The sequence below is a fragment of the Paenibacillus sp. FSL R5-192 genome, from assembly GCF_000517845.1.
Classification (GTDB): Bacteria; Bacillota; Bacilli; order Paenibacillales; family Paenibacillaceae; genus Paenibacillus; species Paenibacillus amylolyticus.
This window is the reverse complement of sequence record NZ_ASPR01000043.1, coordinates 206,353-228,736: the sequence shown is the minus strand read 5'-3', so window position 1 is coordinate 228,736 and position 22,384 is coordinate 206,353. Positions and strand designations below refer to the sequence as shown.

Sequence of the window (22,384 nt, the reverse complement as noted above, 5' to 3'; positions counted from 1 at the left end):
ACTATAGCAGGACTCTTGTCTTTTTTATTGGGCTTCCCTCATAGTTATTCGCACACTCTCCGAATGTGCTAAGGACATAGTATAGGGCATATATACTGTGTGCCTTGGCCTAAGGAGATGACCATTTTGAAGTATCTGAACAAGAGGACAGCCACCCTCAACAAATTAAGGCCCAGTCGTTCTACGTCGAAATGCAGAAACAAACACTTGGGAAAACGAAAGAGATGCCATATTATCCGTAGGTCTTATCGGAAAAAGCGCTGCTCACCGAAGCGTCCATTAAGATCACAGAAAATGGCCCGTGACAAAAAAGTCATTGCATTACCGAGAGGGGGAGGCAGCAACCCGGTATGTTGTGAGCCCGGCCCCCTGCTCGCTCCGTTGAGACAACATGAATTGGGGACTGTGAGTCTCCCTGGAACGCAAGGTGTGGCAGGTGTCCAAGGCCCCGCCGGATCTCACGGCGAGCCGGGTCAAACGGGGGTTCCCGGAGCGCAAGGCCCGGTTGGTCCTCAGGGTGAACCGGGTCAAGTGGGGCTTCCCGGAGCGCAGGGTCCTGCAGGCCCTCAGGGTGAGCTGGGTCAATCGGGGGTTCCCGGAGCGCAGGGTCCTGTTGGTCCTCACGGCGGGCTGGGTCAACCGGGAGTTCGGGGAGCGCAAGGCCCGGCAGGTCCTCAGGGTGAATCGGGTCAACGGGGAGTTCCCGGAGCGCAAGGCCCCGCAGGCCCTCAAGGTGAATCGGGTCAACCCGGAGTTCCCGGGGCGCAAGGTCCCGCAGGGCCTCAAGGTGAACCGGGTCAAGCAGGACTTCCCGGAGCGCAGGGTCCCGCAGGTCCTCAGGGTGAGCCAGGTCAACCGGGAACTCCCGGAGTCCAAGGACCAACGGGTCCCCCAGGCGAGCAAGGTCCGCCGGGCACCGTACCCGGAATTGAAATCATTCCTACGGCAAACCGTTACTTCTATTTTCCGGACACCGATCTGGATTTGTCGGCATCGGTTGTAATTCCTGCCACAGAATTCACAAATGACGATGGCGACAGCATAACCGAATTTGCCGGGGTTGGACTTACTAGTTTCAACAATCTTTATATAAACGGGATTGTCCAACCAGGAAACTCATACAGTGTAAGTGCAGAGAGGTTGTTTTTTTCGTCACAAAACGGTGTGATCTTTGCAGGGACACCTATCACTATCGAGATAATTATAATAACAGCCAATATTATAAATGGTTAAAATTGGATTTAGTTGCTGGTTCCTTTGCCTTCACTACTCCCAAACCTACCACATATACTATGTTAGGTAGGAGGTGAGAAACATGCCACTTGTGACACCATTTCAGAACAGTTTAAGATTTGTTGCAACCATTGGTGATGGGACCGGCACTGGGGCAACGTTTGCCATTGCTGCGACTGCTTTTACAAACGACGCTGGTGTAGCTGCAACCGCATTTCCAGGCACCTACAACTACTACAATCTTTATATTAATGGCCTTATGCAAACAGCAGATACATCCTCGGCTACGACGACTACAATTACAATTCCCGGAGGAGATGCATTAAATGATGGGACTCCAATTGTCGTACAATTTGTAGTGTCTTAAAGAAGATTTAATCATGCTGTATTGTTATCTTGTGCGACTTCTATCTGTAATAGAAGTCGTTCTTTTTGTACAAGATACCCAGTCGACTCAACGGCATTCATCCATGCATTAATGTGCAAAAATAGTTACCCAAGGATGTTGCCCAACTACCGGATAACCTCTGAGGAAATGATCCTTCCGTTTGATTCCAATCTTCCTTCCCACTTGTTAAAATTTAGGTACATAAACTAAGGTCAGGTTGGCGGGTGATAAGGAAATGCAGCGAATCGAGGTACATCCCGATCTATTAGAGGAAAAGGCCCGGTTGGTCCAACAGAAGAAACAGGAACTGGAGCGAATGGTCTGGGAACTGGAAAAATCGATCTATATGTTGCAGTCCGATTGGTCTGGTGTGACAGGAGAGCGATTCTTTTGGGATTTTATGCAGGTGAAAGAAGTGTTCCCGACTACACTCGGACTGTTGGACGAAATCCAGAAAGAGTTTACGTTTATAGCAATGAACTTCAGAACAACAGACGGCTCAGGTGAGGTTGCACTGTACATTCCAGAAGAACTAAAGCGAAATTTCGCTGTAGGGCTGCTTGATAAATCAGTAGGAGAAACAGTAACGGGAATGGGCCAGACGGCAGAAGCTCTCTTCGATAACCCGTTCAGTACATTAAGCAGTGTGGCATATGCCATGACAGTGGGCAAAGTTGTAGACGTTGGGCGTGGCATTCAGTTTGCATGGGATACCGCTTGGGGTACGGGAACGGCGAGGTCAGATATAGAGCAATTTGTAGAAGAACAGAAGAAGCAGATCGATGAGAATGGTGCAGGGTATTACGGTGGGGCGATGACGGGACAGGCCCTGGCGTATGTTTTGTTTGGCAAAGCATTTCGTTCAAAGGACGACATTGGGTCGGGCGGAGGCAAGCCTGAGTCGAATAAGGAGAAAGGAAACGACAGGACGGGTAGAACTCATTATTTAGAATCTGTTAATAAGTTTGAGGATCAAATTCGAAATAAACCCTTGGAACACGGGCAATTTTTTGATAAGAATGGTAATTTAATAGGAGAAACGGTTGTTGGTACTGAAAAGTCTATAAATATAAGTAACCATAAAGATGTAGCTAAAGATACGGTATTTACTCATAACCATCCAACTAACGGGCCTTTCAGTCTTGAAGATATAGCCACTGCAATAGATTTTAATATGGCTGAGATAAGAGCTGTTTCTCCAAATGGTACTAATTTGAGTATGAAACGAGGGGCAGAAGGTTGGAAAGAAAATGCAGAAGACATAGGAATTATATTCGCTAATATTCAAAAAGAGCTAAGAAGTGATCTAAAAGCACAAGAATATTTCAAAACTGGTAATAAAGATGCAGTGTGGGATATGCTATTTGACAGAGTTGCTAAAAAAATAGGTGGGGAATATAAAAAACATTAAAAGGTAGGTTAAACAATGAATAAAGATTTTCTTTACACTAAGCCCTATGTTCCCGGGATAATAGACGATACACCAGTGGACCTCGAATCGTGGTTTCTAGATGATTCAAGAGAGAGGATGGAAGAGAAATTAAGAAATATTTCTCTGAATGACCTAATCATTGAGTTAATTAATATATTTAAAGACGGAGACCCGAATTATCAAGTTCTCTTAGGGTTATTAGGAGAAAAAGTGGTTAAGGAGGCTAGAGAAGACAAGATTGTCTATTGTCTAGGTGATATTTTGCGTGCTGATGACGATATAAAGAGAATTGAGATTGAAACTGATGATGAGGGTCTGAATATAAAGAAAATGAACATTTTTGTTATTCCAGCCGCGCTTTTGGTACTTCAAAAGGAGATAACTAGCCTTTGTGCTGATATTCAAACTCAAAAAACAAGCGATTACTTATCAATCTTTATTAAAGATAAGATGATAACCTTATTTTCAATTTAAGAGAGAAGACTGTCATACTAACTTATAATTCTAAGTGATACAGTGAAAAGATGATATGAGTTGCGCACATCTATGCACGATTTAAAGTCATATCATTAAGCACTTCTACCAGACCACAGGTAAAGGTGCTTTTTCCTATGAAATCAAACAACTAATGAAATCTTCCACAGATTGGTCGATAATATAGAAGAAGCAACTTTCAGCTAACATATACATAGAGAACTATCCACAAATCCTAACTCTCGCGAGGTACATTCATGAAACAAGGCATATATGAACAGCTTATCAACACCATCACCAGACAGGAGATTTCGGCGCTGGACCCGGATGTGTATAACATTGGGACCGAGAAGTTGAATGCAGAGGAAGCGCGCAAGCTGCTGTCCACGTATTTGGCGGCGGTAACCCGGCGAGCGCTCAAGATTGTGCGGGAACAGACGGAAGATAAAACGGCAGTATTGGCGCAGATTCGAACGTGTAATGAGATTATTGCTACCTTGAAAGGTACGCTGGGGGAAGAAGAGTACAATGAATTGCAACTGGATGAGCAGGGGGAAGTGTTGACCCATGTGTATTCCAAGCTGAACAGCATTCGTGCAGTCCGGGATACCAAAATCGTTCGTCCAGATACGCCCATCTCCCAAAGTTCTTTATTCACAGGTGCAAAGTCCGAGCCGAGTATGTTATTGGAGTTGCAAAAGGAGATCGTGACAGCCGATCGGATCGACTGGTTGGTGTCATTTATCAAATTCAGCGGACTTCGCCTGCTGCTGGAACAGCTTCAACAGTTCACGGCTAGTGGCGGGAAGCTGCGGATCATCACGACCACCTATATGGAGGCAACCGACCTAAAGGCCATCACTGAACTCAGCAAATTACCTAACACAGAGATCCAGATTTCGTATGATACCAAAGTGACCCGGCTGCACGCCAAAACGTATATTTTCCACCGCGATACCGGGTTCACAACAGCCTATGTCGGCTCCTCTAACCTATCCAACCCAGCGCTGACCAGTGGTATGGAGTGGAACCTCAAGGTGACGGAGAAAGATTCACTCGATGTGCTGCGCAAGATTGAAGCGACCTTCGAGAGTTACTGGAATGACCGTGAATTCACGCGATATGTAGCTGAGGATGAAGGGCATGAGGCACAGTTGAAGGCGGCTCTGAATCGTAAAAAAGATCAGTCCAACCACTTTCACCTCGACATCCAGCCTTACGATTACCAAAAAGAAGTGCTGGAACAGCTGAACGCCGAGCGTACGTTGTATGGACGAACCCGCAACCTGATCGTCGCCGCCACAGGCGTTGGCAAAACGGTCATCTCTGCCTTCGACTACAAGCGATTCCGGGCAAGCCATACGGGAGCAAAGCTGCTTTTTGTTGCCCATCGGGAAGAAATCTTGAAGCAAAGTCGGGACACGTTCCGGTATATCCTGAAGGATATGAACTTTGGTGAGCTGCATGTCGGGAATTACCGAGCAGAGGCGCTGGATCACTTGTTTGTTAGTATTCAGAGTCTTAACTCCATGAAGCTGACGGAGATCACTAGCCCAGACTATTACGATTACATCATTGTGGATGAATTCCATCATGCGGCTGCACCTTCATACCAGAAGCTGTTGTCCCATTACGAACCGAAGATTTTGCTGGGACTCACCGCGACGCCTGAACGGATGGATGGCAAAGACATTACCGCCTACTTCGATCATACGATTGCCGCCGAGATCCGTCTAACCGATGCAATTGACCGCAAGCTCCTGAGCCCTTTTCAATATTTTGGCGTCACCGATACTGTCGATCTATCTCAGGTGAAGTGGTCGCGTAAAGGCTACGATCTGAACGAACTGGAGAAGCTCTACACTCATAACAAAATCCGTGCCAACCAGATCATCCAAAGTCTGAACAAATACGTAACCGATCTGGACGATGTGAAGGGGCTTGGTTTCTGCGTAGGGGTGGATCATGCAATGTATATGGCAAAAATATTTAACGAAGCCGGCATTCCATCCATGGCCCTGCATGGCGGGTCGAGCGAACAGGAACGTCATTCTGCGAAAGGACAGCTGGTGAACGGGGAACTGCGCATGATCTTTGTCGTTGATCTGTACAATGAGGGCGTGGATATCCCTGAGGTGAACACCATCCTGTTCCTGCGTCCTACCGAGAGTCTGACCGTATTCCTGCAACAGTTGGGACGTGGACTACGGATGGCGGATGGTAAAGAGTGCCTGACCGTGCTCGACTTCATCGGGCAAGCGCATCAGGAGTACAGGTTCCAGGATAAATTCCGCGCCCTGATTGGCGCTACCAAACATTCCATCTCGTACTACGTCGAGAACGGCTTTTCGAACCTGCCTCGCGGCACGTTCATTCAATTGGAAAAACAAGCGAAGGAATACGTCATGCGCAACCTCAAGCAGATGAGTCGTAATCGCAGAGCGTTGATCCAGAAGCTGCAAACGTTCCAGCAAGACACCGGACTACCGCTGACCTTGGCTCATTTTGTTGAACATCACGGGATGACACTAGTTGAATTGTATGGTGGACGTACGGGCAAAAGGTATTTCCGCGGCATGTTGGCCGAAGCCGGATTAACAGCACCCATCGAAGATGAATACGAGGAGTACATCCGCAGACTGCCGTCTGTGCTTACGATTAACTCCCGAAGCTGGCTGACGTTCCTGATCGACTTTATTGAAAAAGGCAAAGAAGCAACCACCGCCGATGAACGGCGCATGTTGATTATGTTCTATTACACCTTCCATCGAGCTGCGCCCGAGAAGCTAGGACTGACCAGCATCGAAGAGGGTGTGCAGCGTGTGCTGTCTTGTGAAGCATACCGAGCAGAACTTGTGAATATTTTTAAATATAATCTGGCTCATCTGCGATTTGTGGATAAAAGCAATTCGTTCCCGTACACTTGTCCACTGGATATCCACTGTCTGTACTCTATTGACCAAGTACTTGCCGCCTTCGGTTACTGGAATGCCCAGCAATCACCTGCCTTCCGTGAAGGCGTGAAGTATTTTGCAGATGAACAGACCGATATTTTCTTCATTACGTTGAACAAATCGGACAAAGATTTCTCACCCTCCACATTGTACGAGGATTATGCGATTAACGAGCGTCTATTCCACTGGCAGACACAGAGCAGGGTGTCGGAGCATACAGCTACCGCGCAGCGGTATATTCATCACCGCCAGACAGGCCACCGGATCGTGCTGTTCGTGCGGGAGTATAAGGAGGAGCATAACTATACCTCTCCATTTGTTTTCCTGGGCGAAGCAGATTATGTGAGTCATGAGGGGAACAAACCGATGAGCTTTGTATGGCGACTGCGGGAAGAGATGCCTGCGAAGATGGTGGCGGTGGCGAATAAGTGTATTGTTTGAAGATTATTTGAAAATATAAGTTATATTATAAGTTGGAATGGAGCTGTAAGAAAGTGTGGAGTCAAATTGCGGAATGGTCAATAATATCAAAAATTAGTGGTCTGGGCAGTATAATTGTTTTCATTGGAACTTTAGTTGCTTTTATAAGAAAAAATCAAATAATAACTACTGTAACGTCTACTAAAATCGAGCAATTATTCTTCACTAAAGAAAAGAAGTTATATGTTAGAATGTTTAAATTTTTCATGAATTTTATTTTTTCTGTTTTGTGTAGTTGCCTTATAATTATTTTCTTTTACGAAATTAAAATTAGTTCGTCCATTGTCTACTATATTCTATGGGGAACTATTACTAGTTATGTTGTTCTAATTTATGTATCTTATTTTAAGATAGATGTTTTTGATAGATTACTTCCAAAAGCCAATAAATTTATTGTGGTATCCATAATCTTTATTTTTCATATTGGATGTTTGTTCTCATTTATACCTGGTTTTTTAGTTGCGACAATTTTAGAAAGTCAATTATCTATAAACTTTAATATAATTGAACAGTTGTTAGGTTCTATTATAGCTATTCTTTTAACCATTACCTTCGTGAATATTTGTTTTGTTGCTTTGACAATTCAGACAGCAACGCAACTATTGAAGAAATACAATAAATACTCTGAGGAGTGTTTTTACATTAAGGCTAAGGACAATATAAAATGGTATATCTATTATCCTATTGATAATGAGTATTTTTTACTTGGTAATGAGTTACATATTGAGGAAGCGACAGTATTCCGCACAAAACAACGATCAGAGATACTCTCTGAAAAAATTTATTTTTTAAGATTATTGAGAAACGGAGAAGAATCAATAGATTATCACATATAAAAATCAGATGAATTAATTCAATTACAGGCGGCGCATCATGATTATCTACAGCAGTAACGCATTAGCTTTCCGGGAATCAGTTGATAACAACCAAATTACAGTTCAGATTGAAGAAGCATTCATTAAAGGCATGGGAAAAAGACCTAATCAAGGGGAAGTACGAGCTTGGAACAACTCTATGCAGTTTATGGAGAAAATTATCCGTAATTCGAAGGTAGCAGATGACTGCGGAATATTGATTGAATATAATATTCCTTCTACAAGTAAGCGGATAGATTTTATCATTGCAGGTCAGGATGAACAGAAGAATGATAACTTTGTGATCGTTGAGTTAAAACAATGGGATTCAGTAGAGGCTATGGATCGAGAAGATGTAGTAAGGGCTTTTATAGGAGGTAGGACAAGAGAGACACCGCATCCTTCGTATCAAGCTTGGTCATACAAACAATATTTGAGTGATATGAATGAGGCTGTATACTCTAAAGATATTAACGGATACTCATGTGCATATCTACATAATTACAGAAAAGTTCAGCCTGACCCTCTCCAATATAATCAATATCAGGATATCATCCGTGAAGCTCCTTTGTTTCTAGCTGATGATGCATCTAAACTTCAAGATTTTCTGAAAAGGCATGTAGGTGAAGGAAATGGAGTTAATTTACTTTATTTAATTGAGAACGGTAAGATTCGTCCTTCCAAGAAGCTAATCGATCATATCGATGGATTATTTCAAGGGAACTCTGATTTTGTTTTACTTGATGAGCAGAAGGTTGCATACGAGGCCATTATGAGCCTTGCCAAGCAAACAGATGTAAAACGCACAATCATTGTGCAAGGTGGGCCTGGAACAGGTAAATCAGTGATATCTATGAATGCCCTTGGTGGATTACTTAAAAATAAGTTGAATGTTAAATTCATTGCCCCGAATGCTTCATTCCGGACGGTTATGGTAGAGACCTTGACTCAGCGACAAGCTAGAAACAAAACTAGGACAAAGATGTTATTTACGGGATCAAGTCAGTTTTACAAAGAGCCAGCTGATATGTTCGACGTACTTGTAGTGGATGAGGCGCATCGTTTAAAAGGTAAAGGAGCATATCAATATCTTGGGGAGAATCAGATCGAGGATATCATAAAAGCATCTAAAGTGAATGTGTTTTTCATAGATGACTTTCAACGTATTCGTCCTGAAGATATAGGTTCTATAGACGAGATTAAACGTTTAGCTGCCCTATATGATTCGGAAGTGCATGAATATTCACTAGCAGCACAGTTCCGTTGTTCTGGAGCAGAAGGATTTTTGAATTGGGTTGATGATGCTTTACAGATTCGTCCCACCGCTAATTTCGATGGTTGGGATCAAGATTCTTTTGAATTCAAATTAGTAGATACGCCTAACGAAGTATACGATCTAATCAAAAGTAAAAACGATCAGGGATATAAGGCGAGGATGTTAGCAGGATTTGCTTGGAATTGGACAGCTGATAAAGAAGGTAATCGCAATGGGGAAATTCCGGATGTCACTATTGAAGAACATCGTTTTGCTATGCCTTGGAATGCACGTTCTATATCAAGCACCTGGGCAATTCATGAGAGTGGTATAGATCAGATCGGGTGCGTTCATACATCTCAAGGTCTTGAATTTGATTATGTAGGCGTAATTATAGGGAATGATCTTAAATTCGATTCGGAGAAAATGGAACTTTATTCAGATTATGATGAGTACAAAGATAGAATGGGAAAACGAGGGCTTAAATTTAAGAATGAGGAACTAACAAAACTTATCAAAAATATTTATAAAATTTTGATGTCTCGGGGTATGAAAGGTTGTTATGTTTACTGTCGGGATCAAGAATTGATGAATTATTTATGTAGCAGAGCAAATTCAAAATGATGTGTACCATGGACTGTGCAAAGTAGAGAGAAACCCTATCCGTCCATAAATGGACGGATAGGGTTCGTGCTTTCACATCAATATTCCTTTAATAACATTTTTGGCTACTCGAATATTATCAGGAGAAGAATCTCTTAGCAGTTGTACAATTTCTTTGATTTGTTTCTCATCTTCAGTTACTTCAAACTCTTCTTCTATATAAGCAAATAATTGAATCAAATTAACATCCAAAGATTCAGCGATCTTTGCGAGGTTTACCAAAGAAACATTCTTTTCTCCACGTTCGATCTGTCCTATGTATGAAAAATGAAATCCACCTTTTTCTCCGAGGGATTCCTGTGAATACCCTCTTTCTTTGCGTAGTGCGCGAATTCTGGCTCCGACCAGCTTCAGAACTTCTCTGTCCTCGTTCATGGTATTCACCTCTCTATGTTCAAAAGTGTAGACAAGTTTCCTCAAGGTAAACACCAAACGAAGAATACAAATAATCTAATTGATTACTATATGTATCATTTTATTGTATAATACTGGTATTAACTCTTTGGAGGGATGACAATGGCAAGAAATTGGTCCATAACCGTAGCACATTGTAATCACCAAGTAGATTTTACCCCACGTTTGCAAGACCATGATATCTCCACACAACCTAGTTCCAAACATACTCCTGCTTACCACATGCTACGTACCACAATAATGGCCTACCACCAACATGCTAAGTATCATCTCAAACTTTCCGCCATCATGTGTAATCACAATCAGTTTAAAGCCTGCCTAATTCTATGTGATTGGGCTCTAGCTTCCATGATTAAGGCGCTTTATATCCATAAGTATCATTCAGTTCATCCCCCCAAAGAACTCACCATGAATGAAATCTTGCCTTTAGTGCATACGGACACTGAACTCGGATTGGATATTGCATTGTTCATCGGCACGATGCAACATATGTCATCTTTGGAGGATTGTCCACACGATCAACCACTAAAACTAAACAACATCGAAAGTCTTATTCAACGAACGGAAGAGATATTGGATGATCTATCTGCACGTTTGATGAAGGATTCATCAGAGTAAGATGTTTTTTTAATTGATCATTTGGGTTAAATGTTTGATTTATCTATGTTACGCTTACAAGATGACATCATCCAAATAAAGGATATATGATGCAGAGAATACAAAGGATGCTCTTTGCTTTGCGTCTAGAAAGTAGGTGTACATTTTGAAAAGAGTGATTGCTATCGTGTTTTTCATATTATCTATATTGGAATTGGTTACTCTAATCCTAATTGGTAAAAGCATGATGACTGGATACATGGAACCGAGTACGTTTAGAGGGATAATTTCATTCCCACTAGGCGCTACGTACCTCTCGATCTGGATGTTCTTTTCACGGCAAGAGTTTACCGGAGGACGAGTCGCGGCACAGATCAGTTTTACAGCGGCATTGTTAACGGCGTGCCCGTTGGTGTGTTTGTTAATTATTTTCTGTTAAATCAAGAGATTAAGAAGATTTCCTTTGAATTAAGACCTACGAAGTACGTTGTTGGAAATATTGTTATGGTGAGAAAGGAAAGATTAGGATGTTAGAAGGATGTATATACATCAAGCTTCTGCTAACATGGTAAAATCCTATTTCAAACGCGGAGAATGATATGAGTACAATTAAAGTGACACCAGAGCAACTGTTGTATGTATCCAGACAGATCGAGCAGGGTAGGCAGCAGTTGGAGGGTATACGTAATGACCTGACCGCACGGATCGGATTCATCCAGTCTCAGTGGGCGGGAGCAACACAAGAACGATTTTTCTATGATTTTCAGCAGTCACGTTCAGTACTTGATCGAGCACTGGAAAGTATGGTTAAGTCATCCCAAGATCTGTTCGCGATTGCTGAGAGATTCGAACAAGCAGATCAGGAACAGGTGAGCTTGGGAGCCGTTGCTGGACAGATTGCTGTCCATACAATGATGAACCATAATATAAGTAACACAGAAGAACAACGACGAATGGTATATAACCCTTTGTTTGGAGTTAACATGCCTGCCAGTGAAGCAGAGGATGGGATGCCAGGGCAAAAGGAGTTTGTTAAGTATTGGGAACAGGGTGGTACCTATGAGGAAATGAGGGCTGGGCCTAAGCAACCGGTGTCTAGTGGGGGAGATATATATGATGAACAGATCAGCGCATTTAAGGAAGGTCATCATCCCGTAACTGGAGAATCCATACCTGCATGGCAAGCAGCAGTTTCTATTGGAGGTTTACAGACTGCTAAGCTCGTGTTGGCTTTTACAGGAACGTATAATAGGGGTTATAAGGTTCCGAAAGATGGATCAGTTCTATCAAAATCTAGGTTAGATGGTGTGAGAGAGAGGACTTCTTCTAATAAAAGTCCCACGCCTGAACATGGAACTAAATTAACCAAGGAATCGACTACTGTAATAGGGAATTCGGCGGTTCTAAATACGATGGAATCGAAGTCGAAATTTTACAAAAAAGAGCTAGCGTACGATTGTTCGGAAATTGCAGATGATTTAGCTCATGCGGCAGGTGGGAGAGGCGAGATTTTCACGATTAAATCGAGGACAGAATTAAAGGATATCCAAGTTAAAGAGTATGGGGAGATGAAATCATACGTTTACCATACTGTATATTCTGATGGCAAATATATATATGATCCTCGTCTGACTAGTGATCCCGTTCCTGTAAAGGAATACATGGATACAGTGAGTAGACAGAACAATGGTGATATTGTAGTAAGTAAACGTACTCTCAAATGAGGTGGATAAAGTGTCAAAAAGTATTTACATGAAAAGTAAAGAAGAGGTGCTTATGCCGGAACTTATGGCGTATACCTTGGCCAAATTAGGTTCGTATGAATGGAATAGAACAGAGATGTATAATCCGAATCGGATATATGAGAAACCTGCGGGTTTTTATTTTAGATTCCATAACGCTGATCAGCTTTACGAGGAATTAAAGCATTGTATTCAGCACTTTAAGGGAAACCTTGAGTGGATGATCTATGTAAGTCCTTTAACCAAAAATCAAAATTATGTCATTGAGCCAGCGGATGTGCACCATGCTAAACAAACTGAGGCATATCAAGTGAATTTGGAACTTGAGGAAGTGCTTCAAGATTCATATAAAGAAATCTGTGAGCAAGCCATTCAAGACATTCCATTGTTATGTAATCATATTGAGCAATGGTTTGGGTTGGAACATAAGCAACTACATGCGCCTACAATACCGAATTAATGTGATATGAAGAATTACCTGATGTAAGAGGGTCTGTATTGTGCAAAGTTTAGAAATCATTTTAATTGATTTTAACAAAAATAATCTGGATCGATTCATTAAGAATGATTTGAACATTCAGGCGGATCAGATCAAAAGTTCTCACTTTTATGATAACCGTAGTGAAAACGATATTGAATTTCAGCAAATAGAGAGCCTTGAAGAGATTCTTTCTCCTAAGGGAACGGGAAATGTATTGTTGTCTCAGCTTAACCGGGGTCATACCTTTAACGACGTGATGATTGTATTCTCATTTGATGAGGAATTTGGAGATATTGTAATTAACTTTCCTGAAGAGGAATTGTTCAGCGGAGAAAATTCAGAGACAACGTTAAAAGCTCAGAAGTTAATAGAGTATATTCTTGATATTAAGAACAAGTATGCAATTGAGAAGGTTAGAATCGGTTATGAACCAGCTATGGATGATGACACTTGCTTGGTCGAGATTGATAAAGAAACAACGAATATTAATGCTATTATCGCAAAACTGTTGGCTTAGAATCCTTCTTAACCAGAGTTTGATGCAGAACAATTAGACTTTAATTGGCAGAAAGCCCATTTCAACTCGAATACGAGTAGTCATGGGTTATTCTCATCTCCTCAATCGAATCTACTGCACTACAAAATCAATCCTTCCCTTACCACGGCAAATGGTATAATGGCAAAAAGGGAGATTCTAGCGCGAGGCTCGAAGGCTCTCACAGCAGAAAGGATGTTATACCACATGCCTACATACAACAAATTGGTGCGGGACAAGATCCCGCATATTATCACATCCAGCGGTAAGGAATGCCGCACACGCATTCTGGACCCGGAGGAGTATAAGCAAGAATTAAGAACGAAGTTGCAAGAAGAATCGGATGAGTACGTAAATGCAGCGAGTGATCAGGAAGCCCTAGAAGAACTAGCCGACATGCTGGAGGTCATCCGGGCGTTGGCGGAGGTACACGGGGCGAATGCGGCCCAGTTGGATAAGCTTCGAGCAGACAAAGCCGAGGAGCGTGGTGGATTCCAGGAACGGGTGTATCTGATCGATGTCGACGAAGCTTAACGTTAAACTCATTACAGATAACTTGGCAGACGAACTGATTGCCCGGATGCAACATGCATCCGGGATTTATATTATGACGTCCTTTATTATGCAGTCTGGTGTGAAGCTGCTGGCCCCGCACTTAAAGCGGGCGGCGGAGCGTGGGACCGAGGTGCGGATGCTCGCGGGAGATTATCTGTACATAACACAGCCAGAAGGATTGCGGGCGCTGTGTGAGGTTCATCCCCGAATTGAGACACGGCTGTGGCGAAGTATGGGCACTTCTTTTCACCCGAAAGCGTATCTGTTCGATCATGACAACGGGGAAGGACTGCTGATTGTCGGCTCGTCTAACTTTTCGTTCACGGCGCTCAAGACGGGGTATGAATGGAATCTGGCGATGAATGCGGAAGCGGAGCCGTATACGTTCCAGATGGCTTTGGACAAATTCATGCAGAGCTTCTACCACGAGACAACCTTGCCAGTGAACCCGGATTCGATTGCGCTGTATGAGGAAGAGTACCGCAAATATCACCAGAAGAACCCGGAGATGATCCAGCGGATCATGGAGATGGAAGAAGCAGAGTTCGAGACGGGGCTACCTGAGGACAAAGAGGAAGAAGCCGCCGAGCTGTCGCTTGCCCCGATTCAGCCGCGTTTGGCGCAGTTGGATGCGCTTGAAGCACTCCAGGGCACGATGGAGGAGCAGTACGACAAAGCGATGGTCGTCATGGCGACCGGGCTTGGCAAAACGTATCTGGCGGGTTTCTTCGCCCAGCGGTTCCAGCGGGTGCTGTTTGTGGCGCACCGGGAAGAGATTTTGTTCCAGGCGAAGAAGTCTTTTCAGCGGATCATGCCGGAGCGCAGTCATGGGATCTATAACGGACAGTACAAGGATGGGGCGGCGGATTGTGTGTATGCTTCGATCTTTACGCTGAGTATGCAGAAGCACCGGGATGGATTTGCGGTGGATGCCTTTGATCTGATTGTGGTGGATGAGTTTCATCATGCGGCGGCGAAGACGTACATGTCAGTGATTGAGCATTTTCAGCCTAAGTTCCTTCTGGGCATTACGGCTACCCCGGATCGGCTGGATGGCAAGGATGTGTATGCGCTCTGTGATGGGAATGTGGCTTACCAGATGCATTTTATTGAAGCGATCCGGCGAGGTTGGCTGGCGCCATTTCAATATTACGGGGTATTCGACGATACGGACTATTCGCAGATTCGCTGGATCGGGACAAAGTATGATGAAGAACAGCTCATGGCCGTTCAATTGCAAGAGGAGCATGTAGAGACGATCTATGCAGCCTGGGTCCGACACAAGCAGACGAGAACGATTGGTTTTTGCTCGTCGATCCGTCAGGCGGATTATTTGGCTGCGTATTTTCGCAGTCAGGGGGTGAAGGTGCTCAGTCTTCATTCGCGAACATCGGAAATGTCGCGGGAGGAAGCGATTCGGCAGCTTGATGCGGGTGAGTTGGAGGTTGTGTTAACGGTGGACCTGTTCAATGAAGGTACGGATATTCCGAGTGTAGACACGCTACTCTTTGTGCGTCCAACGGAGTCGCTTACGGTGTTCACTCAGCAGGTAGGTCGCGGTTTGCGGCTGGCGGAAGGCAAATCACATTGCGTCATCATTGACCTGATCGGGAATTACCGCAATGCGGATGTAAAGTTGAGTCTGCTGGATGTGCGCGGGGAGCTGGAGGGAACCGCGAAAGACCGGGATTCGGCTGTACCGGAAGTTCCAGACAACTGCGGGATTCATCTGGAGACCCGAGTGGTGAATCTGCTTCAGGAGCTAAGCCGCAAACGGCTGCCGCGCCGCGAGAAGCTGCATCAGGATTTTTTGGATGTGAAGCGAGAGCTGGGGCGTATTCCGACTTATCTGGAGTTGCATCTGATGGGGCGTTCGAAGAGTATCGGATATCGAAGCGATTTTGGTTCCTATGTTGGATTTCTCTATTGGGCGGAGCTGCTGTCCCCTGCTGAGGGAGAGGTGTACGTCCGGCATGAGGCGTGGCTGCGTGATGTGGAGAAGACACTCATGAACAAAAGCTACAAAATGATCGTGCTGCTGTACATGCTGGAGCGAGGCGAAGCGCACTGGATGGACCCGATCACGCCGGGGGAGATGGCGAGTTTTTTCCATACGTACCTGACGGAGAAGGAATATCGGAAACGGAAAGACTTTTCGGACAAAGGCAAACTTGCGCTATGGGAATGGAATGAGAAGACGGCAACGGAGATTGAAAAGTTGATTATCGACATGCCAATGTCCAAGTGGAGCGGGGCGAAGAGTAGTATGACCCGTTTCGAGAATGGCGTGTTCTCGCTGAATGTAAAAGTGCATGATAGGGAGGAACAGGCAGTGTTATATCGCTGGACACGGGAAATATGTCTGTATCGGCTGCATACGTATTTTGAGCGAGGAAGTTATTGATAAGTAGCGAGAAGAAGTTCTTATACAGTCAGTCAAATTGAAATTTTACTTGGCAAATAAAAATTTACCAAGAAGAGAAAGCAAAAAGCGTACCAATGGAGTAGTGGTACGCTTTTTGCTTACTTGAAATTAACTTTTTGTAGTTCACTTATATTATTCGAATAGGGGGAACTGTCTAATAATTGCAGAGAGATCGAACAACAAATATATCAACTTAAAAAAGATTAGACATTATTAATATTAAAAGAGGGTTTTATTATAATTTATTGAATAATATATAATATATGGAAGTGGTATCGTCATAAGGAGGTGAACTATTTAGATCTATTTTTTATTAAAAAGTAGATTGTGCCAGAAACTAGTCCAGCTAAGATAAGAAGGCTAACAACGAGAATAAGTATATTATTCCACACAATGTGCATTGTCGAAACCCCTTTCATAATAATTTTTAGGAGGTATTTAAAGTGAAGAAGATCAGTATGTTATTGACATTATTCTTGGTTTCAATATCCATTTCCGTTCTTTTTACTAATTCAGCCCACGCAAGTACAGGTGAGGATGATACAGCCTTAAAAATACAAAATATACTAGATAAGTATGAAGTTAACGAACCATTTTCTGACGAAGATACACAATATTTAAAAGAAAACTCAGCTTTAAACAATAATATAACATATATTCAAAATAAAGGGGACGTATCAGTCTTTTCGGTCTCAAAGAAATTTTTCACAGGTAACAATAAAACATTAGCTTTAACTGGTTATGTAGAATACGATAACGGATTCGGTAAAAATAGTTGGAATTTCTATATGGACGCATGGGACACAGCTGGCATAAAAAGAAACATCCGAGCAGAAGTTAAAATTGATTGTGTAGGTATTGTAAATTTTGAAACTGGAGCAATAGGTAAGATCTATAACAATACAGTAAGCCAGACATCGTCCGGCAAAGTGGATTTCCTTACCTTAAATAAGTCTGATTCATTCACAGGCCTACCTATGTTTGTTTATTATTATCCAAAGGCTACATTTGACGGAGTTGATTTAGCCGGTGAGTTCAGATAAAAACATTTCTCGAAATTAAAATATCAATCTAATAAACCCATGGCTAAGGTGCTCTAGCCATGGGTTTATTAGATTGATCATTTACATAATGGGGCGTTTAATTGATATTACCATTGTTCCGTGTTTTTTCAGTGCGTTCTTTTGGAGGTCACCTAAAATCTTTCACACCTGATACCTCCCCACCCTCCACATAAACCATAATCGCTTGATACAAAAACCTCAAAAAGTCCTCATCGCCAAACTGATCGAAATAACCCACATAGCGACGATCTGTCGTATAGGCTTCCGCGATACATCTCAGAATCTCATCATCACAGCTCATAAATTGTTCCAAGCAACTCTTCCATTCACGCACTAACGCTTGCACCTCACCAGAAGCAGGGGACAGATCCTGATGCTTCGCCAAATCCCGAAAAACCTGCTCCATGTTGACCGAGAACTGCTGGTAGGCTTTTTCTTGCTCTTCCGCAGACAGCTCGCTCACATTTGCTTCAAATTCCTGATACTTCTCGGTATTTCCATATACAAACTTCGCCTCGGATTCATATTGTTCTTGAATGGAAAGGATGGAAGAGTCGTCAAACAGATGAAGATGAGAGATATCCGTCCCATCCACATACTCGTCCAACTGGTCGATGATGGTTTCAAGCTTTTGTTTGCGTTGAACGAGTGTACTGCGATGCTCTCTCAGGATATCTTTCTGTTCTTCTTTGGAAAGTTGCACCATGGCTGTAATGTCTTTCAATGAGAAATTCATTTCTTTGAACAACAGAATCATTTGCAGATTCCCCAGTGCCTCTTGATCATAATACCGATAGCCATTGTCCTCGACTTTGCTCGGTTTCAATAGATCCGTTTTATCGTAATAATGTAATGCGCGTTTGGTGATGCCAGTGATCTGAATGATATCTTTAACGGTGAAATAAGGTGTCTTCATTCCAAAATTCCTTTGTTTCCGCAAGGATGACACTTGCCGGAGTGATGGTCGCTTCGGTAATCGGTGTACCTGTTTTGTTGAGATAATATTGAATCAAGTGATAACCGCAGGCATAGCCAGCTGCATAGGGCATACCCACGGGCGTGAAATTTTGCATAATGGCAAGTTCATCGCCGTATAGATACGGATTAATCTGGTCAAAACCGGTGACATGCAGCTGGTCTTTCATCTTTGGTTTGATAACTTTATTCAATGTTTCCATATCCGTCTTGGCTACCCAGGGGCCTAACAATTCTTCTCCATACAGGGATGTGGCAAAGCTCTCGGCCAGCCCCTCGCTAACAACCATCTCGCCAAGCGTAATCTGCGGACTCCACTGGATATATTGATATCTCACGTTATGATTGCATTCATGGGCTAACACGGATTGCATACGAGGTAGAGTATACCCATTGGGGATCAGGTTCGCAATAATATAACCGGGGATTCCACCATCTCCGCTGATACCTTCGTTCATGGTGAGTGAAGGACTGTTCTTATCGCCTAATAAAATCGTGTATAGATATTCGGGGACCGATAGCTCAATCCCGTGATCTGTAAAGGTAGATAGACTCCTACGGACAGCTTCATGACACTGTTGCCAAAATGCTTCAGACGAAATCGCTGCTAACGATTCGTTAATTTCAGGTGTAATATCTGCTGGAGCGATATTCATAAAGTTATTCATCATGATCACATCGAAGCCGTGAGGCTCTTGAGAGCGAAACGGGATCTGTTGAATGTTCCATTTGTTCATGAATGGACTCATCATTCGCTCGCGGTATAACTCCAATTTCTCATCGGGTGCAGCCTGGATGATTTCCTCATAGATTTGATCTGAACGTAACGCGGTAATCTTCATCCTTAATCTCTCCTTCATGTAAGCTTGAGATCATTATCAAGTATGACCTAACGTAACAGTCAAGCGTTGATGTTACGCTGCTGGCTCTCTGAATGATTCTGCATCTTCATTGCGAATATCAGAGCAGACAGGAGATAGATCAGGCTTAACAAGAGATAAGGGAGTTGCAGCGAGAATACACGATCAAATGTTGTTTCACTAATCCGCACCAATAATCCGCCGAGAAGCGTACCAATGGCACTGATCCCAAAGGACAAAAAGCGAAACACACTTCCGACCCGGCCAAGCATCTCATTAGGAACGGAACGTTGCAGGATGGAGGAACGGGTAACATTGTAGACAATAATGAAAAATGCAGCACAGAAGTACAGTCCACCTACCATATAAGCATTCGTGGTTAACCCCACCACACCGTAGATGATTCCCATGCACAAAATGGAGGAGATAATCAATTGTTTTGTACTCCATTTCTTACGCATATAAGCAACAGCCTGGCTTCCCACGATGCTGCCGATTGTTGCAATGGAGATGAGAATACCAAATGCAAAAGCATCCAACTGAAGCACATCTCGTACAAAAAAGATCTGAGTAGCCAGGATGATCGAATACATCAGCGTAATGGTGACAGATAGAATGGCTAGTCCGCGGAGAAAACGATCATGATAGACATATTGAATACCGGACCACATCTCACGTTTCCAATTCTTCATCGGGCGAACTTCCTTCTTGGTTGTTTCCGTATCCCCGGGGTAGAAGTTTCCTTTCAAACTGATCAAAAAGAGCAGAGCAATAACAGCCGTTACAGCGTCTATGGCAAAAGGAAAAACAATATGCAGGGTTATGATAAACCCTCCCAGAGCAACGCCCAGAATATCACTTGTGATTAACTGTCCGGCGGTGAACTGCCCATTCGCTTTCTCCAATTTACTTTCATCTACTAGTTGTGGGATCACCGTCTGCACCGTACTGTCGAATACAACTCGGCTCAATCCAATCCCAAACATGAACAGAGCCAGAATCGGAATGCTCACCCATCCTCCCCAGATACATAACGTCAGGACAAGGAGAAGGATCATTCGAGTAAAGCCTGCCCCAATCAGCATATGTTTGCGTGAGTAACGGTCGATGAGGACACCTACAGGAAGACTGAATAGTAGCCAGGGTAAACGAAGTGCCGTCATGGTGACAGAAGCATACAACGTATCGCTCGTTAGTGTTGATATGAGCCAAGGAACTGCAGCAAGCGTAAGTCCATCACCCAAAAATGTAAGCGAAAATGCACCAAATAACTTGGTATAGTTCGACTTGATTTTCATCGTTCCCTCCATCAATAAGATGTTAAGCATAGCAACTTTGAGGTTGGAAAATAATGTGTTTTCACTTAAACCAAATTTAAGTTATTCTAAAATGGTTTTCAATCCTATTTTTACAACAAATAACTTCACAAAACGCTTACAAACTTTCAATTCTACCCTACCTTTTCCGCTACGAAGCTGAGATAATGGGAGAGGAATAAGGTATGAAACAGACGCGACAACCATGTTCACCAACAGTCAAAAATAAAAGCTGCATATCCATAGGAGGATTATGAATGACGACACAACCATTGAATCTGATCCAATCCACGGAGGGCCAAGCGTTGCTTGCCCAAATGTATGGACAATCACAAGTAGAGGTACAGACTGCACGTTACACAAAGCTGAACGCAACGTTCGAAGAGTACTTTGGCGCGCAAGAGGGTAGCAAGTTGTTCAGCGCAGCAGGACGCAGCGAGATTGGCGGCAATCACACGGATCATAACCACGGTAAAGTGCTGGCGGGCAGCATTACGCTGGATACGATTGCAGTGGCAGCACCAACTGCGGATTCGGTTATTACGTTTTACTCAGAAGGTTATGACAAGAAATATGTAATCGATCTCACGGACCTCACGCCAAATACGGAAGACGATGGCACAACAGCATTGATTCGCGGTATGGCTGCAGGATTTGGAGAATTCGGATATAAGGTAGGCGGCTTCCAGGCGTATCTCTCGAGTAACGTGTTTTCGGCATCAGGCGTAAGTTCCTCGGCGTCATTTGAGATGCTGATCTGTACGATTTTGAATCATTTCTATAATGATGGAGCACTGGATGTTGTGACCTTGGCCAAAATCGGTCAGTATGCGGAGAATCACTATTGGAACAAACCTTCCGGTCTGCTGGATCAGATGGCTTGTGCGTACGGCGGACTCATTGCTATTGATTTTGAAAATCCTGCACAGCCAGTCATCGAGCCTGTTCAGTGGGATTTCCAACAAAACGGTTACTCATTGGTCATTGTGAATACAGGTGGTAACCACGCCGATCTGACAGAAGATTACGCTGCTGTGCCATATGAGATGAGAGCGGTTGCTCAGGCACTGGGAAGTGAGTATGTTCGGGAAATTACAGCTGACGCAATCTACGCCAACCTCAAGAAGGTTCGTGAAGCTGCTGGGGATCGTGCCGTGCTGCGTGCGCTTCATTTCCTGGAGGAAAATAATCGTGTCGATGGTCAGGTTCAGGCGTTGCGGGATGGACGTTTTGCTGATTTCTTGAAACTGATTACGGCGTCCGGTAACTCATCATGGAAGTGGTTGCAGAATGTATATCAGAGTGGTGCTGTGAAGGAACAGGAGATTGGCATCGCGCTGGCACTGACCGAGAATTATTTGCAAAACCTGGGTGATGGCGCTTGTCGTATTCATGGTGGTGGATTCGCAGGGGTTATTCTGACGATCCTTCCGAACGAAAAAGTAGAAGAGTATATGTCTTGGATGCACGACATGTTGGACACACCGATTATTGTTGTTAATGTGCGTGCACAAGGCGCAGTATGTCTGAATGCATTAATCGCTAACGCAGGCTAAAAGCACTCAGATAAATAGTTCTAACATGATTCTACGAAGTCCGGGCTATGCCCGGGCTTTTTGGGTTGTTCATTTTTTAAAAAATCCTCAAACTTTGAAGGTCTGTAATGTGTTATTTAAGTAGTGGCTAT

The 22,384-nt window shown here is 43.5% G+C and carries 20 protein-coding genes; 16 read left to right on the top strand and 4 right to left on the bottom strand.

Going from position 1 to position 22,384, the window contains the following annotated elements; translation table 11 throughout:
• The first annotated feature begins 294 nt into the window (after nucleotides 1-294).
• The 7 genes from C161_RS31660 to C161_RS21220 all read left to right on the top strand — a co-directional run bounded on the left by C161_RS31660 (nucleotide 295) and on the right by C161_RS21220 (nucleotide 9,694).
• Nucleotides 295-1,233 carry a DUF4183 domain-containing protein gene (locus C161_RS31660; protein ID WP_162158946.1) on the top strand — a complete coding sequence of 313 codons (939 nt, stop codon included), beginning with the start codon at nucleotides 295-297 and terminating at the stop codon, nucleotides 1,231-1,233.
• An 82-nt stretch (nucleotides 1,234-1,315) separates the two neighbouring features.
• Nucleotides 1,316-1,600 (top strand): DUF4183 domain-containing protein, encoded by a 285-nt coding sequence (locus C161_RS21245; RefSeq protein ID WP_036606220.1) that lies wholly within the window; start codon nucleotides 1,316-1,318, stop codon nucleotides 1,598-1,600.
• Nucleotides 1,601-1,856: 256 nt separating this feature from the next.
• Complete coding sequence (locus tag C161_RS31655; protein WP_051446972.1) at nucleotides 1,857-3,032, top strand: WXG100 family type VII secretion target; 1,176 nt, start codon at nucleotides 1,857-1,859, stop codon at nucleotides 3,030-3,032.
• Nucleotides 3,033-3,047: 15 nt separating this feature from the next.
• Nucleotides 3,048-3,527, top strand: a complete 480-nt coding sequence (locus tag C161_RS21235; protein ID WP_036606221.1) for a hypothetical protein — start codon at nucleotides 3,048-3,050, stop codon at nucleotides 3,525-3,527.
• A 257-nt stretch (nucleotides 3,528-3,784) separates the two neighbouring features.
• The gene (locus tag C161_RS21230) at nucleotides 3,785-6,922 is read left to right on the top strand and encodes a DEAD/DEAH box helicase (RefSeq protein WP_036672584.1); all 3,138 of its coding nucleotides are present in this window, start codon (nucleotides 3,785-3,787) and stop codon (nucleotides 6,920-6,922) included.
• Nucleotides 6,923-6,975: 53 nt separating this feature from the next.
• On the top strand, nucleotides 6,976-7,797 hold the full coding sequence (locus C161_RS21225) for a hypothetical protein (protein WP_036606223.1): 822 nt from the start codon (nucleotides 6,976-6,978) through the stop codon (nucleotides 7,795-7,797).
• 37 nt (nucleotides 7,798-7,834) lie between these two features.
• On the top strand, nucleotides 7,835-9,694 hold the full coding sequence (locus C161_RS21220; protein WP_036606224.1) for a DUF2075 domain-containing protein: 1,860 nt from the start codon (nucleotides 7,835-7,837) through the stop codon (nucleotides 9,692-9,694).
• Nucleotides 9,695-9,766: 72 nt separating this feature from the next.
• Here C161_RS21220 and C161_RS21215 read toward each other — a convergent pair whose 3' ends face one another.
• Nucleotides 9,767-10,108 carry a helix-turn-helix domain-containing protein gene (locus tag C161_RS21215; RefSeq protein WP_036606225.1) on the bottom strand — a complete coding sequence of 114 codons (342 nt, stop codon included), beginning with the start codon at nucleotides 10,106-10,108 and terminating at the stop codon, nucleotides 9,767-9,769.
• 141 nt (nucleotides 10,109-10,249) lie between these two features.
• Here C161_RS21215 and C161_RS21210 point away from each other — a divergent pair, with 141 nt between their 5' ends.
• The 8 genes from C161_RS21210 to C161_RS21180 all read left to right on the top strand — a co-directional run bounded on the left by C161_RS21210 (nucleotide 10,250) and on the right by C161_RS21180 (nucleotide 17,525).
• Nucleotides 10,250-10,765, top strand: coding sequence for a hypothetical protein (locus tag C161_RS21210; RefSeq protein ID WP_051446973.1), 516 nt, complete (start codon nucleotides 10,250-10,252; stop codon nucleotides 10,763-10,765).
• 193 nt (nucleotides 10,766-10,958) lie between these two features.
• Nucleotides 10,959-11,183 (top strand): hypothetical protein, encoded by a 225-nt coding sequence (locus C161_RS33095; protein WP_235193879.1) that lies wholly within the window; start codon nucleotides 10,959-10,961, stop codon nucleotides 11,181-11,183.
• Nucleotides 11,184-11,343: 160 nt separating this feature from the next.
• A complete protein-coding gene (locus C161_RS31650; protein WP_051446974.1) occupies nucleotides 11,344-12,468 on the top strand; it encodes a WXG100 family type VII secretion target in 1,125 nt (374 codons plus the stop codon).
• A gap of 28 nt (nucleotides 12,469-12,496) precedes the next feature.
• Nucleotides 12,497-12,946 (top strand): hypothetical protein, encoded by a 450-nt coding sequence (locus C161_RS21200; RefSeq protein WP_143781108.1) that lies wholly within the window; start codon nucleotides 12,497-12,499, stop codon nucleotides 12,944-12,946.
• A gap of 40 nt (nucleotides 12,947-12,986) precedes the next feature.
• Nucleotides 12,987-13,484: a hypothetical protein gene (locus C161_RS21195; RefSeq protein WP_036606227.1), complete on the top strand. Its 498-nt coding sequence runs from the start codon at nucleotides 12,987-12,989 to the stop codon at nucleotides 13,482-13,484.
• A gap of 225 nt (nucleotides 13,485-13,709) precedes the next feature.
• On the top strand, nucleotides 13,710-14,036 hold the full coding sequence (locus tag C161_RS21190) for a nucleoside triphosphate pyrophosphohydrolase (RefSeq protein WP_036672582.1): 327 nt from the start codon (nucleotides 13,710-13,712) through the stop codon (nucleotides 14,034-14,036).
• Nucleotides 14,020-16,461 carry a DEAD/DEAH box helicase family protein gene (locus tag C161_RS21185; protein ID WP_036672581.1) on the top strand — a complete coding sequence of 814 codons (2,442 nt, stop codon included), beginning with the start codon at nucleotides 14,020-14,022 and terminating at the stop codon, nucleotides 16,459-16,461. The genes C161_RS21190 and C161_RS21185 overlap by 17 nt, the downstream gene beginning before the upstream one ends.
• Nucleotides 16,462-16,925: 464 nt before the next feature.
• A complete protein-coding gene (locus C161_RS21180) occupies nucleotides 16,926-17,525 on the top strand; it encodes a hypothetical protein (RefSeq protein ID WP_036672580.1) in 600 nt (199 codons plus the stop codon).
• 148 nt (nucleotides 17,526-17,673) lie between these two features.
• Here C161_RS21180 and C161_RS21175 read toward each other — a convergent pair whose 3' ends face one another.
• From C161_RS21175 to C161_RS21165, 3 genes are read right to left on the bottom strand one after another with little or no spacing between them, the layout of a single operon-like run.
• Nucleotides 17,674-18,462 (bottom strand): MerR family transcriptional regulator, encoded by a 789-nt coding sequence (locus C161_RS21175; protein WP_036672579.1) that lies wholly within the window; start codon nucleotides 18,460-18,462, stop codon nucleotides 17,674-17,676.
• Nucleotides 18,437-19,363: a DUF2268 domain-containing protein gene (locus C161_RS21170; protein WP_036672578.1), complete on the bottom strand. Its 927-nt coding sequence runs from the start codon at nucleotides 19,361-19,363 to the stop codon at nucleotides 18,437-18,439. The genes C161_RS21175 and C161_RS21170 overlap by 26 nt, the downstream gene beginning before the upstream one ends.
• A gap of 59 nt (nucleotides 19,364-19,422) precedes the next feature.
• Nucleotides 19,423-20,679: an MFS transporter gene (locus C161_RS21165; protein WP_036672577.1), complete on the bottom strand. Its 1,257-nt coding sequence runs from the start codon at nucleotides 20,677-20,679 to the stop codon at nucleotides 19,423-19,425.
• 275 nt (nucleotides 20,680-20,954) lie between these two features.
• Here C161_RS21165 and C161_RS21160 point away from each other — a divergent pair, with 275 nt between their 5' ends.
• Nucleotides 20,955-22,253 carry a galactokinase gene (locus C161_RS21160; protein ID WP_036672576.1) on the top strand — a complete coding sequence of 433 codons (1,299 nt, stop codon included), beginning with the start codon at nucleotides 20,955-20,957 and terminating at the stop codon, nucleotides 22,251-22,253.
• The last annotated feature ends 131 nt before the right edge of the window (nucleotides 22,254-22,384 follow it).

Coding starts and splice junctions, on each gene's coding strand:
- C161_RS31650 (WP_051446974.1), top strand. CDS start 11,344: ATGAGTACAATTAAAGTGACACCAGAGCAACTGTTGTATGTATCCAGA.
- C161_RS21210 (WP_051446973.1), top strand. CDS start 10,250: ATGGCAAGAAATTGGTCCATAACCGTAGCACATTGTAATCACCAAGTA.
- C161_RS21220 (WP_036606224.1), top strand. CDS start 7,835: ATGATTATCTACAGCAGTAACGCATTAGCTTTCCGGGAATCAGTTGAT.
- C161_RS21170 (WP_036672578.1), bottom strand. CDS start 19,363: ATGAAGATTACCGCGTTACGTTCAGATCAAATCTATGAGGAAATCATC.
- C161_RS21245 (WP_036606220.1), top strand. CDS start 1,316: ATGCCACTTGTGACACCATTTCAGAACAGTTTAAGATTTGTTGCAACC.
- C161_RS21235 (WP_036606221.1), top strand. CDS start 3,048: ATGAATAAAGATTTTCTTTACACTAAGCCCTATGTTCCCGGGATAATA.
- C161_RS21215 (WP_036606225.1), bottom strand. CDS start 10,108: ATGAACGAGGACAGAGAAGTTCTGAAGCTGGTCGGAGCCAGAATTCGC.
- C161_RS21200 (WP_143781108.1), top strand. CDS start 12,497: ATGAAAAGTAAAGAAGAGGTGCTTATGCCGGAACTTATGGCGTATACC.
- C161_RS21230 (WP_036672584.1), top strand. CDS start 3,785: ATGAAACAAGGCATATATGAACAGCTTATCAACACCATCACCAGACAG.
- C161_RS21185 (WP_036672581.1), top strand. CDS start 14,020: ATGTCGACGAAGCTTAACGTTAAACTCATTACAGATAACTTGGCAGAC.
- C161_RS21190 (WP_036672582.1), top strand. CDS start 13,710: ATGCCTACATACAACAAATTGGTGCGGGACAAGATCCCGCATATTATC.
- C161_RS21160 (WP_036672576.1), top strand. CDS start 20,955: ATGACGACACAACCATTGAATCTGATCCAATCCACGGAGGGCCAAGCG.
- C161_RS21175 (WP_036672579.1), bottom strand. CDS start 18,462: ATGAAGACACCTTATTTCACCGTTAAAGATATCATTCAGATCACTGGC.
- C161_RS31660 (WP_162158946.1), top strand. CDS start 295: ATGGCCCGTGACAAAAAAGTCATTGCATTACCGAGAGGGGGAGGCAGC.
- C161_RS31655 (WP_051446972.1), top strand. CDS start 1,857: ATGCAGCGAATCGAGGTACATCCCGATCTATTAGAGGAAAAGGCCCGG.
- C161_RS21165 (WP_036672577.1), bottom strand. CDS start 20,679: ATGAAAATCAAGTCGAACTATACCAAGTTATTTGGTGCATTTTCGCTT.